10 protein-coding genes are annotated in these 16,271 nt (G+C 71.1%); 6 read left to right on the top strand and 4 right to left on the bottom strand.

All coding sequences use genetic code 11. The features are described from left to right. The 6 genes from ACYQ8Q_RS01880 (at position 1) to ACYQ8Q_RS01855 (ending at position 10,415) form a co-directional block, all read left to right on the top strand. A complete protein-coding gene (locus ACYQ8Q_RS01880; protein ID WP_460061167.1) occupies positions 1-969 on the top strand; it encodes an ABC transporter substrate-binding protein in 969 nt (322 codons plus the stop codon). A 235-nt stretch (positions 970-1,204) separates the two neighbouring features. Then, complete coding sequence (locus ACYQ8Q_RS01875; protein WP_460061164.1) at positions 1,205-3,643, top strand: GcvT family protein; 2,439 nt, start codon at positions 1,205-1,207, stop codon at positions 3,641-3,643. A gap of 19 nt (positions 3,644-3,662) precedes the next feature. Continuing rightward, positions 3,663-4,895, top strand: a complete 1,233-nt coding sequence (locus tag ACYQ8Q_RS01870) for a sarcosine oxidase subunit beta family protein (protein ID WP_067254196.1) — start codon at positions 3,663-3,665, stop codon at positions 4,893-4,895. A gap of 30 nt (positions 4,896-4,925) precedes the next feature. Beyond that, positions 4,926-8,123 (top strand): sarcosine oxidase subunit delta family protein, encoded by a 3,198-nt coding sequence (locus ACYQ8Q_RS01865; RefSeq protein WP_460061163.1) that lies wholly within the window; start codon positions 4,926-4,928, stop codon positions 8,121-8,123. Beyond that, positions 8,116-8,712: a sarcosine oxidase subunit gamma gene (locus tag ACYQ8Q_RS01860; protein WP_460061162.1), complete on the top strand. Its 597-nt coding sequence runs from the start codon at positions 8,116-8,118 to the stop codon at positions 8,710-8,712. Before ACYQ8Q_RS01865 ends, ACYQ8Q_RS01860 begins: the two co-directional genes overlap by 8 nt. 86 nt (positions 8,713-8,798) lie before the next feature. Beyond that, the gene (locus tag ACYQ8Q_RS01855) at positions 8,799-10,415 is read left to right on the top strand and encodes a serine/threonine-protein kinase (RefSeq protein WP_460061160.1); all 1,617 of its coding nucleotides are present in this window, start codon (positions 8,799-8,801) and stop codon (positions 10,413-10,415) included. Positions 10,416-10,435: 20 nt separating this feature from the next. Here the strand turns inward: ACYQ8Q_RS01855 and ACYQ8Q_RS01850 are convergent, their stop codons facing one another. From ACYQ8Q_RS01850 to ACYQ8Q_RS01835, 4 genes are read right to left on the bottom strand one after another with little or no spacing between them, the layout of a single operon-like run. Continuing rightward, positions 10,436-12,241, bottom strand: a complete 1,806-nt coding sequence (locus ACYQ8Q_RS01850) for an RICIN domain-containing protein (RefSeq protein WP_460061158.1) — start codon at positions 12,239-12,241, stop codon at positions 10,436-10,438. Between the two features lie 21 nt (positions 12,242-12,262). Beyond that, positions 12,263-14,419 carry a beta-galactosidase gene (locus ACYQ8Q_RS01845; RefSeq protein ID WP_460061156.1) on the bottom strand — a complete coding sequence of 719 codons (2,157 nt, stop codon included), beginning with the start codon at positions 14,417-14,419 and terminating at the stop codon, positions 12,263-12,265. A 46-nt stretch (positions 14,420-14,465) separates the two neighbouring features. Then, positions 14,466-15,395, bottom strand: coding sequence for a carbohydrate ABC transporter permease (locus ACYQ8Q_RS01840; protein WP_460061154.1), 930 nt, complete (start codon positions 15,393-15,395; stop codon positions 14,466-14,468). Beyond that, the gene (locus ACYQ8Q_RS01835; protein WP_460061153.1) at positions 15,392-16,270 is read right to left on the bottom strand and encodes a carbohydrate ABC transporter permease; all 879 of its coding nucleotides are present in this window, start codon (positions 16,268-16,270) and stop codon (positions 15,392-15,394) included. The genes ACYQ8Q_RS01840 and ACYQ8Q_RS01835 overlap by 4 nt, the downstream gene beginning before the upstream one ends. Position 16,271: the final 1 nt, after the last annotated feature.

Below are 16,271 nucleotides of genomic sequence, written 5' to 3'. Positions count from 1 at the left end.
ATGGCAAGACACTGGCGTGCCGGCGCGGCCGGCCTGGCCGTCCTCGGACTCACCCTCACCGCGTGCGGTGGCGCGAAGGTCGGCGAGGACTCCTCGGGTTCGGGCAGCTCCAGCGGCTCCGGAAAGTGCGGCACCTTCAACCTCGCGGTCAACCCGTGGGTGGGCTACGAGGCGGACGCGGCGGTCGTCGCGTACGTCGCACAGCACGAGCTCGGCTGTACGGTCAACAAGAAGGACCTCAAGGAAGAGATCGCCTGGCAGGGCTTCGGAACCGGCGAGGTCGACGCCGTCCTGGAGAACTGGGGCCACGACGACCTGAAGAAGAAGTACATCACCGATCAGAAGACGGCCGTGGAGGCCGGCTCGACCGGCAACAAGGGCATCATCGGCTGGTACGTGCCGCCGTGGCTGGCGAAGGCGCACCCGGACATCACGAACTGGGAGAACCTGAACAAGTACGCGGCCAACTTCAAGACCTCGGAGTCGGGCGGCAAGGGTCAGCTCCTGGACGGTGACCCGTCGTACGTCACCAACGACGAGGCGCTGGTGAAGAACCTGAAGCTGGACTTCAAGGTGGTGTACGCGGGCAGTGAGACGGCGCTCATCCAGGCCTTCCGCAAGGCGGAGAAGGACAAGGAATGGGTGATCGGCTACTTCTACGAGCCGCAGTGGTTCCTGTCCGAGGTCCCGCTCGTCAAGGTCAGCCTGCCCAAGTACACGGACGGCTGTGACGCCGACGCCGCGAAGGTCGCCTGTGACTACCCCGTCTACGACCTGGACAAGATCGTCAGTGCGAAGTTCGCCAAGTCAGGCAGCCCGGCCTACGACCTGGTGAAGAACTTCAACTGGACGAATGACGACCAGAACCTGGTGGCCAAGTACATAGCGGAGGAGAAGATGACCCCCGACGCGGCGGCCAAGAAGTGGGTCGACGCCAACGCCGACAGGGTGAAGGCCTGGATCAAGTAGCCCTGTCTCCAGGCCGGTCGATCATGCCCGGCGGGCGGTGCGCGTGGCTGCGCATCGCCCGCCGGGCATCGCTGTGTCCAGGCACCCCTGCGAGCTGCTCTTCCGGCTGTTCAACGACGTCCCGGGACCTCTTGACACCCCTCTCCGGGGCGGGCACATTGAGTTGCGCAAACTGAAGCGCGTTGCGTAAACAGCAACTGAACCGGTTGGGCCGGTTTGATTCGGAGGTGCGGCGATGGCGGGACCCCGAGTGGTGATCATCGGTGCGGGTGTCGTGGGTGCGGCGCTGGCGGACGAGATCTCCGCGCGTGGCTGGACCGAGGTGACGGTGGTCGACCAGGGCCCGCTGCCGGCGACCGGGGGCTCGACGTCACACGCTCCGGGTCTGGTCTTCCAGACGAACTCCTCGAAGACGATGACGGAGCTGGCGCGCTACACGGTGGAGAAGTTCTGCTCGCTGGATGTGGACGGCAAGCCGTGTTTCCTCCAGGTCGGTGGTCTGGAGGTGGCCACCACCCCTGAGCGTCTGACCGAACTGCGGCGCCGGCACGGCTGGGTGACCGCGTGGGGTGTCGAGGCCGAGCTGCTGACGGCCGAGGAGTGCGTGGAGCGGCACGGGCTGCTCGACGGGGAGAAGGTGCTGGGCGGTCTGCTGGTGCCGACGGACGGTCTGGCCAAGGCGGTCCTGGCGGTGGAGGCGCAGATCCGCAGGGCGACGGAACGCGGTGTCCGCTTCCTCGCTCGCCACGAGGTCCTCGACGTTCTCCACGCCGACGGTGAGGTCAGCGGGGTGCTGACCGATCAGGGGGAGATCCCCGCGGACATCGTGGTGTGCTGTGCGGGGATCTGGGGTCCGAAGATCGCCCGGATGGTGGGGATGAACCTGCCGCTGACCCCGCTGGCGCACCAGCTGGCCTGGACCGGTCCGATCCCGGCACTGGCCGGACAGCAGCAGGAGGCGGTGCGTCCGATCCTGCGTCACCAGGACGCCGACCTGTACTACCGCGACCGTTTCGACGGCCTGGGCATCGGCTACTACGGCCACCGCCCGATGCCGATCTCGGCCGACGACATCCTCTCCGTGGACGAGGCCGAGGCGATGCCGTCGGTGCTGAAGTTCACCGAGGAGGACTTCGAGACCGCCTGGAGCGAGACCCAGGCCCTCCTCCCCGCGACGCGGGAGGCGAAGGTCGAGGAGGGCATCAACGGCCTGTTCTCCTTCACCACCGACAACTTCCCCCTGCTGGGCGAGTCCCAGGACGTCAGGGGCTTCTGGGTCGCCGAAGCCGTCTGGGTCACCCACTCCGCGGGCGTCGGCCGCGCCATGGCGGAGTGGCTGGTGGACGGCTACTGCTCCTCGTTCGACCTGCACGAGTGCGACGTCAACCGGTTCGAGCCGCATCAGCTGTCTCCGGAGTACGTGCTGGCGCGGGACTGCCAGAACTTCGTCGAGGTCTACGACATCCTCCACCCGCTGCAGCCCTCCGGCGACCCGCGCCCGATCCGCACCAGCCCTTTCCACACCCGGCAGAAGGAGCAGGGCGCGTTCTTCCTGGAGGCCAACGGCTGGGAGCGCCCGCACTGGTACGAGGCCAACGCGCCCCTGGTCGAGGGCCGCAGTATCCCGACCCCCAACGAGTGGGCGGCGCAGTTCTGGTCGCCGATCGTGGGCGCGGAGGCACAGGCCACCCGGGAAACCGTCGCGATGTACGACATGACCGCGCTGAAGCGGCTGGAGGTCAGCGGCCCGGGCGCGGCCGACTTCCTGGAGCGGCTGACCACCAGCAAGGTCGCCAAGTCGGTCGGATCCGTCACCTACACCCTGTTCCTGGACCACGACGGCGGCATCCGCAGTGACGTCACGGTGGCCCGCCTGGGCCGTGACCTCTTCCAGATCGGCGCGAACGGCAACGTGGACCTGGACTGGCTGACCCGGCACCTGCCCGCCGACGGCACCGTCCAGGTCCGGGACATCACCGCCGGGACCTGCTGCATCGGCCTGTGGGGCCCGCTGGCCCGCAAGGTCCTGCAGCCCCTGACCGACACCGACTTCTCCAACGACGGGCTGAAGTACTTCCGCGCCCAGCGCGCCTACATCGGCTCCGTCCCCGTCACCGCGATGCGCCTGTCGTACGTCGGTGAGCTCGGCTGGGAGCTGTACACCACCGCCGACCAGGGCCAGAAGCTGTGGGACACCCTGTGGGCCGCGGCCGAGCCGCTGGGCGGGATCGTCGCCGGGCGGGGGGCGTTCAACAGTCTGCGGCTGGAGAAGGGCTACCGCTCCTTCGGCACCGACATGACCTACGAGCACGACCCCTACGAGGCCGGGATCGCCTTCGCGGTCAAGCTCGACAAGGGCGACTTCATCGGCCGGGAGGCGTTGGAGCGGCGCAAGGAGAACGTGCGGCGCAGGCTGGCGTGTCTGACCATCGACGACCCGCACTCGGTCGTCATGGGCAAGGAACCCGTCTACGACGGTGACCGCCCGGTCGGCTATGTGACCAGCGCGGCCTACGGCTACACCGTCGGCAAGGGCATCGCCTACGCCTGGCTGCCGGCCGACCTCGCCGTCCCCGGCACCGCCCTCCACATCGGCTACTTCGACCAGCGCGTCGACGCGGTCGTCGCCGAGGAGCCCCTGTTCGACCCGTCCATGTCCCGCCTGCGCGGCTGAGCGAACCCGGAGACGCCCGATGAGCCCTCGTACCCCCGGCGCCGAGCTTCCGGACCACCCCGACTGGCTGTGGCGGACGCCCGAGCCGAAGCGGTCGTACGACGTCGTGATCGTGGGTGGTGGCGGTCATGGTCTGGCCACCGCGCACTATCTGGTGAAGAACCACGGCATCACGAATGTGGCGGTGCTCGAGAAGGGGTGGCTGGCGGGCGGCAACATGGCCCGCAACACCACGATCATCCGCTCGAACTACCTGTGGGACGAGAGCGCGGGCATCTACGAGCACGCCCTGAAGCTCTGGGAGGGCCTGGAGGAGGAGCTGGACTATCCGATCCTGTTCTCCCAGCGGGGCGTGCTGAACCTGGCGCACAGTCTTCAGGACGTGCGCGACAGCGTGCGCCGCGTGGAGGCCAACCGCCTCAACGGGGTGGACGCGGAGTGGCTGGACGCCGAGCAGGTCAAGGAAGTCTGCCCGATCGTCAACATCTCGCCGGATGTGCGCTATCCGGTCCTGGGCGCCACCTATCAGCCGCGGGCGGGCATCGCCAAGCACGACTACGTGGCGTGGGGCTTCGCGCGGTCGGCGGACGCGGCGGGTGTGGACATCATCCAGAACTGCGAGGTCACCGGTCTGGACGTGGTCGGCGGCCGGGTGGTCGGCGTCCAGACCACCCTGGGGCCGATCGCGGCGGGCAAGGTGGCCCTGTGCTCCGCCGGCCACACCTCGGTCCTGGCCGCGATGGCGGGGATCGAGCTTCCCGTCCAGAGCCACCCGCTCCAGGCGCTCGTCTCCGAGCTGCTGGAGCCGGTGCATCCGACGGTGGTCATGTCCAACGCGGTGCATGTGTACGTCAGTCAGGCGCACAAGGGCGAGCTGGTGATGGGGGCGGGGATCGACGCCTACAACTCCTACACCCAGCGCGGGGCGTTCCACATCATCGAGGAACAGATGTCCGCGGCCCTGGAACTGTTCCCGGTCTTCGCGCGGGCTCATGTGCTGCGGACCTGGGGCGGGATCGTGGACGTGAGTCCGGACGCCTCGCCGATCGTGGGTCTGAGCCCGGTGGACGGTCTCTACCTCAACTGCGGCTGGGGGACGGGCGGTTTCAAGGCCACCCCGGGCGTGGGCTGGGTCTACGCCCACACCATCGCCCACGACAGCCCGCACGCGCTGAACGCCCCGTTCTCGCTCGACCGTTTCACCACCGGCGCGCTCGTTGACGAGCACGGCGCCGCCGCCGTGGCCCACTAGGACACCACCGGACACTTTGGGAGCCGATCCATGCTGCTCATCCCCTGCCCGTGGTGCGGGCCCCGTGACGAGGCCGAGTTCCACTACGGCGGCCAGGCTCACGTGCCCTATCCGGAGAACCCGGCGGAGCTGTCCGACGAGGAGTGGGCCCGTTACCTGTTCTTCCGCGACAACCCCAAGGGGCCCTTCGCCGAACGCTGGAGCCACTCGGCGGGCTGCCGCCGCTGGTTCAACGCGGTCCGCGACACCTCCACCAACGAGATCCTGGCCGTGTACCGCTCCGGGGAGGAACGCCCGGAGCGGCCGGCGCCGCGCCCGGTCACCGCTCAGCCCAGCCCGCCTCATGCAGCCGGTCCGGCGTCCGAGGACGCGGCCGGGACCCCGGCAGGGCTGAGCGTGGGCGCGGAGTCCCCGGCAGGCTTCCGGCACCCGATGCTCGGCCGCATCGACCGCGACACCCCTCTCACCTTCACCTTCGACGGCACCGAGTACCAGGGCTACCGGGGCGACACCCTCGCCTCCGCCCTGCTCGCCAACGGAGTGATCCAGGCGGCGACGAGCATCAAGCTCGGCCGGCCGAGGGGCATCTTCTCCGCCGGTGTCGAGGAACCCAACGCCGTGATCCAGATCGAGGCCCCGTTCCCGGAGCCGATGCTGCCCGCGACCGCGGTGGAGCTCTACGACGGCCTGGTGGCGAGCAGCCTGCCCGGTCAGGGCCGACTGGCGACCGAGCCGGATCCGGCCCGCTACGACGCCGTGCACGCCCACTGCGACCTGCTGATCGTGGGCGCCGGTCCGGCGGGCCTGGCGGCCGCGGCCGCGGCCGCCCGCTCCGGCGCCCGGGTGATCCTGGCCGACGACCAGCCGGAGCCCGGCGGCAGCCTCCTGGGCAGCGGTGAGCACCTCGGCTGGGTGCGGGAGGTCGGCGCGCTGCTCGAAGCCGCCCCGGAAGTCCGCGTTCTGCCGCGCACCACGGTGTTCGGCCACTACGACGACAACCACCTCCTCGCCGTGGAGCGCCGCACCAACCACCTCGGCGCGGCGGCTCCGGCGAAGGTCTCTCGCGAGCGGGTGTGGCGGATCCGGGCGCGCCGGGTGGTCCTGGCCACCGGCGCCCACGAGCGTTCCCTCGCCTTCGCGGACAACGACCGGCCCGGGGTGATGCTGGCCGCCTCGGCCCGCACCTATGTGCACCGGCACGGAGTCCTGCCCGGCCGCCGTGCGGTCGTCCTCACGACGAACGACAGCGCGTACACGGCGGCCCTGGACCTGCGTGCCGCCGGGGTGGACGTCGCGGCGGTCGTCGACACCCGCACGGACGCGGGGGAGTGGGGCCGCCGCGCCGAAGCCGCCGGCATCGAGGTGCTGACCGGCCACGCCGTGATCGGCACCGAGGGCGAGGCCCGCCTGAGCGCCGTGACCGTCGCCCCGTTCGGCGAGACCGAGGGCGGCCGGGAGTTCGCGGCCGATCTCCTGCTGGTCTCGGGCGGCTGGAACCCCGTCGCGCATCTGTTCAGCCAGTCCGGCGGCAAGCTCCGCTACGACGACGCCCTCGGCTCCTTCGTCCCCGACACCGGCCGTCAGGCCGTCGAGGTCGCGGGCTCCGCGAGCGGCGTGCTCGACCTGCCCACCGTGCTCGCCCAGGGCGCCGCGGCGGCCGCACGCGCCCTGGAGGCCGAGGGCTACACCCCCGAGCAGCCCGCCCTCCCGGACGTGACCGCGTCGCCGTACACCGCGCCGATGCACGTGTTCACGGTCCCGGGCCGGGACGGCGCCCCGCGTTTCGTGGACCTCCAGCGCGATGTCACGATCGAGGACCTGACCCGCGCGACGGGCGCGGGGCTGCGGTCGGTGGAGCACACCAAGCGCTACACCACGGCCGGCACCGCCAACGACCAGGGCAAGACGGCCGGCGTCCTGGCCAGTGGCGTGGTCGCCGAACTCCTCGGCGTGGACGTCTCCGCGCTCGGCACCACCACCTTCCGCCCGCCCTATGTCCCGGTCTCCTTCGCGGCGCTCGCCGGCCGTGACCGGGGCGTGCTCAGCGACCCCGTCCGCACCACCGCGCTGCACGACTGGCATGTGATGCAGGGGGCGCTGTTCGAGAACGTCGGCCAGTGGAAGCGCCCCTGGTACTACCCGCTGAGCGGCGAGGACATGGAGACCGCGGTGCTGCGCGAGTGCGCCGCCGCCCGTGAGGGCGTCGCCTTCATGGACGCCTCCACCCTCGGCAAGATCGACGTGCAGGGCCCCGACGCGGGCGCCTTCCTCGACATGCTCTACACGAACATGATGAGCACCCTGAAGCCCGGGATGATCCGCTACGGCGTCATGTGCCGCCCGGACGGCATGGTCTTCGACGACGGCACCGTCATCCGCCTCACCGCGGACCGCTTCCTGGTGACCACCACCACCGGCAACGCCGCCACCGTCCTGGACTGGATGGAGGAATGGCTCCAGACCGAATGGCCCCACCTGCGGGTCCACTGCACCTCCGTCACCGAACAGTGGGCCACCGTCGCCCTCGTCGGCCCGAAGTCCCGCGACGTCCTGGGCTCGCTGGCACCCGAACTGGCCGTCGGCAACGACGACTTCCCCTTCATGGCCTGGCGCGACACCACCGTCGTCGGCATCGAGGCCCGCGTCTGCCGGATCAGCTTCTCCGGTGAACTCGCCTACGAGATCAACGTCTCCCCCTGGCACGCCCTCACCCTCTGGGAAGCCGTGTACGAGGCGGGGGTGGCGTACGGCATCACCCCCTACGGCACCGAGACCATGCACGTCCTGCGCGCCGAGAAGGGCTACCCCATCATCGGCCAGGACACCGACGGCACCATCACCCCCCAGGACCTCGGCATGGGCTGGGCGGTGTCGAAGAAGAAGCCCGACTTCCTCGGCAAGCGGTCCTTCGCCCGCCCCGACACCCTGCGCGCCGACCGCAAGCACCTCGTCGGCCTCCTCCCCGAGGACCCCGCCGACTTCCTCCCCGAAGGCACCCACCTGGTCGCCGACAGCGTCCTGCCGCCCCCGCCGGTCCCGATGCTCGGCCACGTCACCTCCAGCTACCGCAGCGCCGCCCTCGGCCGCACCTTCGCCCTCGCCCTGATCAAGGGCGGCCGCGACCGCGTCGGCGAACGCCTCTACGCCCCCGTCGGCGACCGGCTCGTCCCGGTCACCGTCACCGGCCCCGTCCTCTTCGACCCCGAGGGAGCCCGCCGCGATGGCTGACCCGACTCTCACGCCCCGCAGCCCCCTGCTGAGCGCCAAGGACCGGCTGGCCGACGCCACCCGCGCCTCCCACGGCCGGGTCCGCCTCGCCGAACTGCCCTTCCTCACCCAGATCGGCCTGCGCCTCGACCCCAAGGGCCCGGCCGCCGACGCGGTCGGTGTCGCCCTCGGCGTCCCCCTGCCCCTCGAACCCAACACCGTCACCGGCGCCCGCGAGCTGACCGTGCTCTGGCTCGGCCCCGACGAATGGCTCGTCGTGGGCGAGCCCGGGACCTCACGCGCGCTGGAGGACTGTATCCGGGAAGCCGCCGGGGACGAACCGGTGTCCGTCACGGACGTCTCCGCCCAGCGCACCACCCTCCTCGTCACCGGCCCGCACGCCCGCGACCTCCTGGCCCACGGCTGCTCCCTCGACCTGCACCCCCGCGGCTTCGGGCCGGGCCGCTGTGCGCAGACCACCCTCGGCCGCACCCAGGTCGTCCTCGTCGCCCGGGACCGGCCCGATGCCGGATTCTGGATTCTCGTGCGTTCCTCGTTCGCCGGCTACCTCACGGACTGGCTGCTGGACGCCGCCTCCGAGTACCTGTGACCACCGCTGTCACCGTGCTGGGCTAGAGTCTCGCCTCGACCTCGGTCGGACGTCCCGGCCGGGGCGGCACGCTGGGGGTACGGCACATGGGGCCCGGAAGAATCGCACTGTCCGGCTACGAGGTCCAGGAGGTCCTGGGCCAGGGCGGGTTCGCCACGGTGTACCGGGCCAGGCAGGTGGCCGTGGGCCGGGAGGTCGCGCTGAAGGTGGACAGCAGGGTGCTGTCCACCCCGCGCGACCGGCAGCGCTTCCTGCGCGAGGTCACGGCGGCCGGACAGCTCTCCGGGCATCCGCACGTGGTCCCCGTGTACGACGCCGGGGTGCTGGCCGACGACCGGCCGTACATGGTCCTGGAGTTGTGCCCGGGCGGTTCGCTGGGCGAGCGGCTGCACCGGCAGGGCGCCTTCCCGCCGAAGGAGGCGCGGGACATCGGCGTGGGGCTCGCGGACGCCGTGGCCGCCGCGCACGCCGCCGGGGTGCTGCACCGCGACATCAAGCCCGGCAACGTGATGGTCAACCGGTACGGCGGGGTGGCCCTCACCGACTTCGGGCTCGCGGCCATGCCCCGCCCCGGGCGCGAACTGTCCGTGACCCGCGAGGCGCTGACCCCCGCCTACGCCCCGCCCGAGGCCTTCCACCTGGCCGAGCCCGGCCCGGCCGGTGATGTGTACTCCCTGGCCGCCACGCTCTACGCCCTGCTGCGCGGCTTCCCGCCGCACCACCCGGACGACGGGACCCAGCTCAGCCTCGCCGAACTGATCGTGCGTCACACCTGGCCGTACGTCCCGCTGCAGGGCATGCCGGCGGCCCTCAACGAGGTGCTCCGGCACGCGCTGGCCACGGACCCGGCCGAGCGGCTGTCCGACGCGGCCGCCTTCCGGGACGCCCTCGCCGCCGTCGACCTCGACACGGTCGCCCTGGGCGGTCCCGGCGCTCCCGGCGGCTTCGGACCGGCCCCGACCATGACCACCGTGCCGTACCACCGCGACGCGCCGCGCGTCCGGGACGCGATCCCCGCCTCCACGGTGGCCCCGGGCCGGGCCGGCGGAGGGGGCGGTACGACCGTGGCCACCGCGCCGGGCGGCGGTGAGGGCGGGCGCAAGGGCGGGCGGAACACGCGGCTGATCGCCCTGCTGGCGGCCGTCGTCGTCTCCGTGACCGTGTCGGTCACCGTGGTCACCAACCAGTACTTCGGCTCGGACGACGGCGGCGCCTCCGGGGCGGCGGCGCCCTCCTCCGGAGCCACCGCCGAGGACAAGGGCACTTCCGGGTTCGGCGTGCCCACCACGACCGTGAACTGCCCCGCGACGGGCATCGACGGCGTGGGCGGCCGGTGTGTCGCGAGCCCGGAGTGCTGGAGCGGCATCGTCGACATCTCCGGCATCGTCACGGTCAGCCGCGCGGACTGCGCCGCCGAGCACGTGTGGGAGACCTTCGCGATCGCCCCGCTGCCCGAGGACGGCATGACGAACAACGCCCGGGACCTGATCAAGCATCCGGACGTCAAGGCGCTCTGTTCGCAGACGGTGATGACAGCGACCATGCTCCCCGAGGGGCGCAAGATCGCGAAGGAGTGGCAGACCGACATCATCCCGCCCACGGCCTCGGAGTGGGACAAGGGCCTGCGGGTCTTCCGCTGTGTGGCCGCGGCCCGCACGGAGAGCGGACAGAAGACGGGGAGCCAGTTCGCCGTGGCGAACTGACCCCCTGTCACCTGGTCTGCCTACTGGACGAGTTCCCAGTCCTGTGAACCGTCGGTGGCGGCGGTCTGCAGGGTGAGCTGTCCTCCGGCGGTCGCACCGGTCAGGTACAGGCTCGTGTTCTTGACCGACTGCAGTCGGTAGAAGCCGTCGCTCGTCCTGATCAGGTTCCAACTGCCGGTCTTGCTGTTGTCGACCCACTGGCCGATCTTCTGGCCGGCCGTCGCGTTCCCGGTCCAGACGGCCGCCGCGCGTCCGCCCGCCTTGTTGAGCAGGGTCGTGCCGCCCTGCGGCTCGGTCGTCACATGCCAGTACTGGGTGTCCGGGTTCGCCGCCGAGCCGGGGGCCTCCAGCCGGACGTCGGGCACGTCCCCGTTGCCGAGGTTCGCGTCGTTCGTCTTGCCACCGGTGCCGATGACCTGGTCCGTCTTCCGGTTGACCACCTGGTAGTAGGCGCCGTCCGAGTGACCGAGGTCGACCTCGGCGAACTTGAGTGTCGACGTTCCCTGGTTGTTGAGCAGGGCGAGACGGCCGGTGCCCTCGACGTACTGCAGGTTGCGGCTGTAGGCGCCGGGCGAGGTCGTCTGGTACTCCTTCCACGCGCCGTCGCCGCGTCCGTTCTCGTTGACCCAGACGCTGCCGCTGCCGGCGGCGTTGTAGACCAGACGCCCGCCGGGAAGCCGGACGAGGACCGGGCTGCCTCCGGTGGCGAGCGCGTGGGATCCGGGGTCGAGCGGCAGACCGGTGACCGACGTGCCCGTGGCAGAGCCGAGGAAGAACTTCAGCGGGTCGTCGGCGATCTGGTAGCGGGTGTTGGCTCCGCCGCCCCAGTACTCGTAGGTGATCATCCACTTGCCGTCCGTCATCCGGACCACGTTGGTCATACCGGGACGGCCGCCGCCGATCTCGGTCTTGCCGCCGCCCATGTCCTGGGTCAGGCCCGCGATGTCGACGACCGGGGCGCTCCACGCCGCGCCCCGGCCGTCCCAGGTCCGGTGGACCAGGATCTGGCCACCCGAATCCGTGGCCGTGTCGTTGGCGGGGTCCAGGGTGGGGACGCCGGTCGTCGCGTCGAAGCCGGTGTAGTCGTTCTCGTCGGAGTAGTAGCAGACCAGCTTGCCCTTGTAGACCATCAGGTACGGCTCCCAGAGGGGATCGACCTGCCGGTTCGTGTTCGCGGCGGCGATGTTCTGCCCGACCGCGCCCGCGCTGCCGCCCTGCCAGCCACCCGTGGCGACGACGTTGAGCACCTTCCAGCTCGCGCCGTCGTCGGTGCTGGAGTACAGGGCGATCGCCAGGTCCCTGCGGTCGCCGTCGTTGGACGGCGTCCAGTTCGGGTCGGCCGCCTTGTGCTCCGTGTAGTAGGCGTCGTCGCCCGAGACCACGCTCGCCAGCAGCAGCGTGCCCTGTTTCAGGTCGCCGACGTCCTGCGGAAGGACGTACAGGTACGGGTTGGTCCAGTTGCTCGTGTACTTCGCGTACTTGGGGTCGCCGGAGAGATAGGCCGGGGCCTTGACCTCCGACAGCGGCTGCCAGGTCGTGCCGTGGTCGTCGCTCCGGTACACCGGGAGCGTCTGTCCGTCGGCGCTGCCCGACGCGGGCACCACCGTGGACCTCTCGAACGCGGCGACCAGCCGTCCGCTCGGCAACTGCGCCGACTTCGGGTAGATCGCGCAGTTGCCGCGCCCCTTCAGACACGGCTCGCTGCCGAGCTGGTACAGGATCCCGCCCGTCGGGTCGTACGCCCGCGCGCTGGACAGGGGGATCACCAGCAGCGCCGACACCGCGCCGAGGCCCCCCAGCACTCTGGCGAGTCTTCTTCTGTGCACAGCCCCTCCTCGGGGACGGGGTCAGGAGTGGTCGTCCGGGCCGGCCACGAGGACGCGCACGTCCCACGGGCCGAGGTCGAGCGCGGTGCCCGCCGGGACGGATCCGCCGTCCAGGGCGTCGGTGAGGTCCACCGGAGCGGTCGGGCGCGCGGGCTCCCAGCTCCAGTTGTGGACGATATGGACGCGGCGTCCGTCCGGGGAGGTGCCGGTCGTCGCCGTCACGGAGGCCGGCAGGTCCCGCCAGCCGCTCCGCGCCCGTGGCGCCAGCCACTCGGCGAGCGCACGGGCCAGCTCACGGCCGGGGACCGTGCCCACGCAGGTGACCCGGCCCGCGCCGTGCGGGCGGGTGGTGACCGCGGGCCAGCGGCCGAAGTGCGGATGGACGTACTCCACGAGCGCTTCGGCGTCGGTGACCGTCAGCGCGTCGGCCCAGCGGGTCGCCGTCGCGGACTCCGGCAGCGGCAGCGGGCCCCCGGGCACCGCACGCACCGGCACCGGCCGGGCCAGGTTGCTGAACTCGTCGTAGTGCAGCCCCGCCGCCTCGACCAGCCGGGGCGGCGCCTGCACGTGACGGGCCCGGGCCTCGTGGTCGGCGTACGCGGTGCGCGGGCCCAGCACCAGATGGCCGCCCGCCGCCGCGTACGCCGCGAGCCAGTCGACCGTCGCGTCGTCGACCACGTACAGCGCCGGCACGACGAGGACCGGGTGACGCTCCACCGCCTCCTCGGGGGTCGGGCCGGGCCGTTCGCCGCGCGGGTCGTGCAACTGCCGGGCGTGGACCATCCGCACCTGCCGTCCGGCGTCGAAGGCGCCGCGGTAGAACGGGTCCAGGATGCGGTGGTAGGAGGCGGGGTCCGGCGAGCCGTCCGGCTTCGACAGCGCCGGGTGCTGCTGCATCAGCCACTTGCTGGGCAGCGAGTACACGAGCGTGACGTCGGCGTCCGGCTCCAGACCCGCGACCAGCGGGCCCGCCGTCGCGAACTCCGCGCCCAGCCGGGCGATCTCGGCGTACGTCCGCCCCGGACGGCCGCTGTGCGGGAGGACCCCGCCCCAGTACGTCTCCGCCCCGAAGCGCAGCGTCTGCCACTGCCAGTACTCGATCATCCGGGCCCCGCGCGCCACCAGCGCCCAGGCGGCCTGCCGCCACTGGCCGTCGAAGGCCGGGCGGTTGTCCCACGCCATGCCGATGGAGTTGGCGTTGGTCTCGGTGACCAGGAACGGCGCCTGCCGGGAGGCGAACATCCAGTCCGCGGTCTGGTACATCGACCACACCCCGGTGGTCTTCCAGAGCTGCTCGTGGTCCTCGGGGGTGGGGTCCGGGAGCAGCAGGCCGTCCTGCATGTCGTAGTACGGGTTGCCCGCCGCGATGTCGAGGGCGTCCGTCATCTCGTCGTCCTCCACCCCCTGGCGGGTGTACGAGATGCAGGTGGTGACGAACTGCTCCGGACCGGCGTACTCGCGTACGATGTCGGCCTGCCAGGCGATGAACTCGGTGACCTGCCGGGCCTGGAACTCCCGCCACGCCAGGTCGTACTGGGGCTGTGCGTTGCCGTCCGGCGTCCACAGATCGGCCCAGTCGGACAGCCGGTGCGACCAGTACACCAGGCCCCATGCGCGGTTCAGGGTCTCCACGTCGCCGTACCTGGCGCGCAGATGGTCGACGAACCGCTGGAAGACGCCCCGGTTGTGCAGCAGGTGCAGTCCCGGCTCGTTGTCGACCTGGAAGCCGATGACCGCCGGATGGTCCGCGTACCGGGCGACGATCTTCCGGATCACCCGCTCGGCGTGGAACCGGAATGCCGGGTGGGTGATGTCCACCTCCTGGCGGGCACCCCAGCCGAGGCGCCGGCCGGTGGCGTCCTCGCCGGTGATCTCGGGGTACAGCCGGGCCAGCCACGGCGGCACGGCGTAGGTCGGGGTGCCGAGGACGACGGAGATACCGCGCTCATGGGCGCCGTCGAGGACGGGCTGGAGCCACTCCAGGTCGAAGCGGCCGTTCTCCGGCTCCCAGGTCGACCAGACGGACTCGCCGACCCGGATGACGGTGAACCGTGCCTCGGCCATCAGGTCGAGGTCGGTCTTGAGCTGCTCGTCCGAGGGCACCTCGGGCGCGTACTCGGGGTGGTACTCGTGGTAGTAGGCGGCACCGAACAGGACGCGGGCGGGCAGTTCCGCCATGAAGAAACCTCCGGAGGACAGGGAAGGGGGGTGTTGCCTGACGCGCCTATTGCTTGACGCCGCCCGCGGCCAGACCGCTCTGCCAGTAGCGCTGGAGCATCAGGAAGGCCACGACGAGGGGGACGATCGAGAGCAGGGAGCCGGTCACGACGAGCGCCAGCATGTCGCTGCTGGAGCCGGCGCCGCCGTTCTGCGCCTGCGCGGCCCAGGACGACAGACCGACGGTCACCGGGTAGAGATCCGGGTCGTTCAGCATGATCAGCGGCAGGAAGTAGTTGTTCCAGGTCGCCACCAGCGTGAACAGCAGCACGGTGACCAGGCCGGGGCCCAGCAGCCGCAGCGCGATCCGCGCGAAGATCCGCACCTCGCCCGCGCCGTCGATGCGGGCCGCCTCCAGCAGGCTGTCCGGTACGGCGTCCTCGGCGTAGATCCGCATCAGGTAGAGCCCGAAGGGGTTCACCAGCGACGGCAGGATGACCGCCCAGGGCGTGTTGACCAGGCCCGCCTTCGCGAACAGCAGATAGGTCGGGATCGCGAGGGCCGTGGTCGGGACCATGACCGCGCCGAGGACGAGGTTGAAGGCGAGCCGGTCGCCGCGGAAGCGGAACTTCGCGAACCCGTACCCTCCGGCGGCGGCCAGCAGCGCCGCCCCGACCGCGCTGACGACGGCGTACACGACCGTGTTCAGCAGCCAGTGCAGGAACACGCCGTCGTCCTGGGCGAAGGTCGCCCGGATGTTCGCCAGTAGCTGCGGGGCGTGGGAGAACCAGAGCCCGAAGCTGTTGAACAGGTCCTGGGTGCTCTTGGTGGAGGCGATGAGCAGCCAGAACAGCGGGAGGAGGAAGTAGGCCAGGGCGGCCAGCATGGCGATCGTGAGGGGGGTGCTGCGGCGGGTCCGGCGCGCCCTCGTCCGGGAGGTGCGCGCCGGCCGCGCGGCGTCCGGCGCGACCGTCGCCGGGGGAGTGGTGGTCGTCATGGGGTCCTCCTGCGGTTCGCGGTGAGCAGGACGCCGTAGGAGGCGGCCACGATGACGAGGCCCAGGAGGAAGGAGACCGTCGCCGCGTAGTTGACCTGCTGACCGGTGAACGCGAGGGAGTAGGCGTACAGGTTGGCGGTGTACGAGCTGCTGATCACGTCCGGGGCGATCTTCATCAGCAGGTTCGGCTCGTTGAAGAGCTGGAAGCTGCCGATGACCGAGAACAGCAGGGTGAGCAGCAGGGCGGGCCGCAGGGCCGGCAGCTTGACCGACCAGGCGATGCGCCAGGCGCCCGCCCCGTCCATCGCCGCCGCCTCGTACAGCTCCTGCGGGATCGTCCGCAGGGCGGCGTACAGGATGATCATGTTGTAGCCGACGAACTCCCAGGTCACGATGTTCGCCAGGCTCCCGAGCATCCAGCCGCCGCTGAGGAAGTCCGGGGCGGGCAGGCCGAGTTCCCGGCTGAGCTGGGCGAACGGGCCGAAGTCCGGCCCGTACAGATAGCCCCACATGAGCGCGGCCACCACGCTCGGTACCGCGTACGGCACGAAGATGCCCAGCCGGATCACCCGGGCGAGCCGCAGCAGACCGCTGTCCAGCGCGAGCGCGAACAGCAGCGCCAGCAGCAGCATCACCGGGACCTGGATCACGAAGAACAGCGCGACCCGGCCGACGCCGTGCAGGAGCTGGGGGTCGCCCAGCGCCTGCACGTAGTTGTCGAGCCCGACGAACACCGTGCCGCCGATCAGCCGCTCCTGGAACAGACTGAGGTAGGCGGCGTAGCCGAGCGGGGCGAGGAACAGCAGCAGGAACAGCGTCAGGAACGGCGCCACGAACAGGGGGCCGGCCGAGCGGCGACGGCGTGCGGCAGCCATG

Source organism: Streptomyces sp. YKOK-I1, assembly GCF_054660435.1.
The sequence above is the reverse complement of the archived record's forward strand: the minus strand, read 5'-3'. Positions and strand labels throughout refer to the sequence as shown.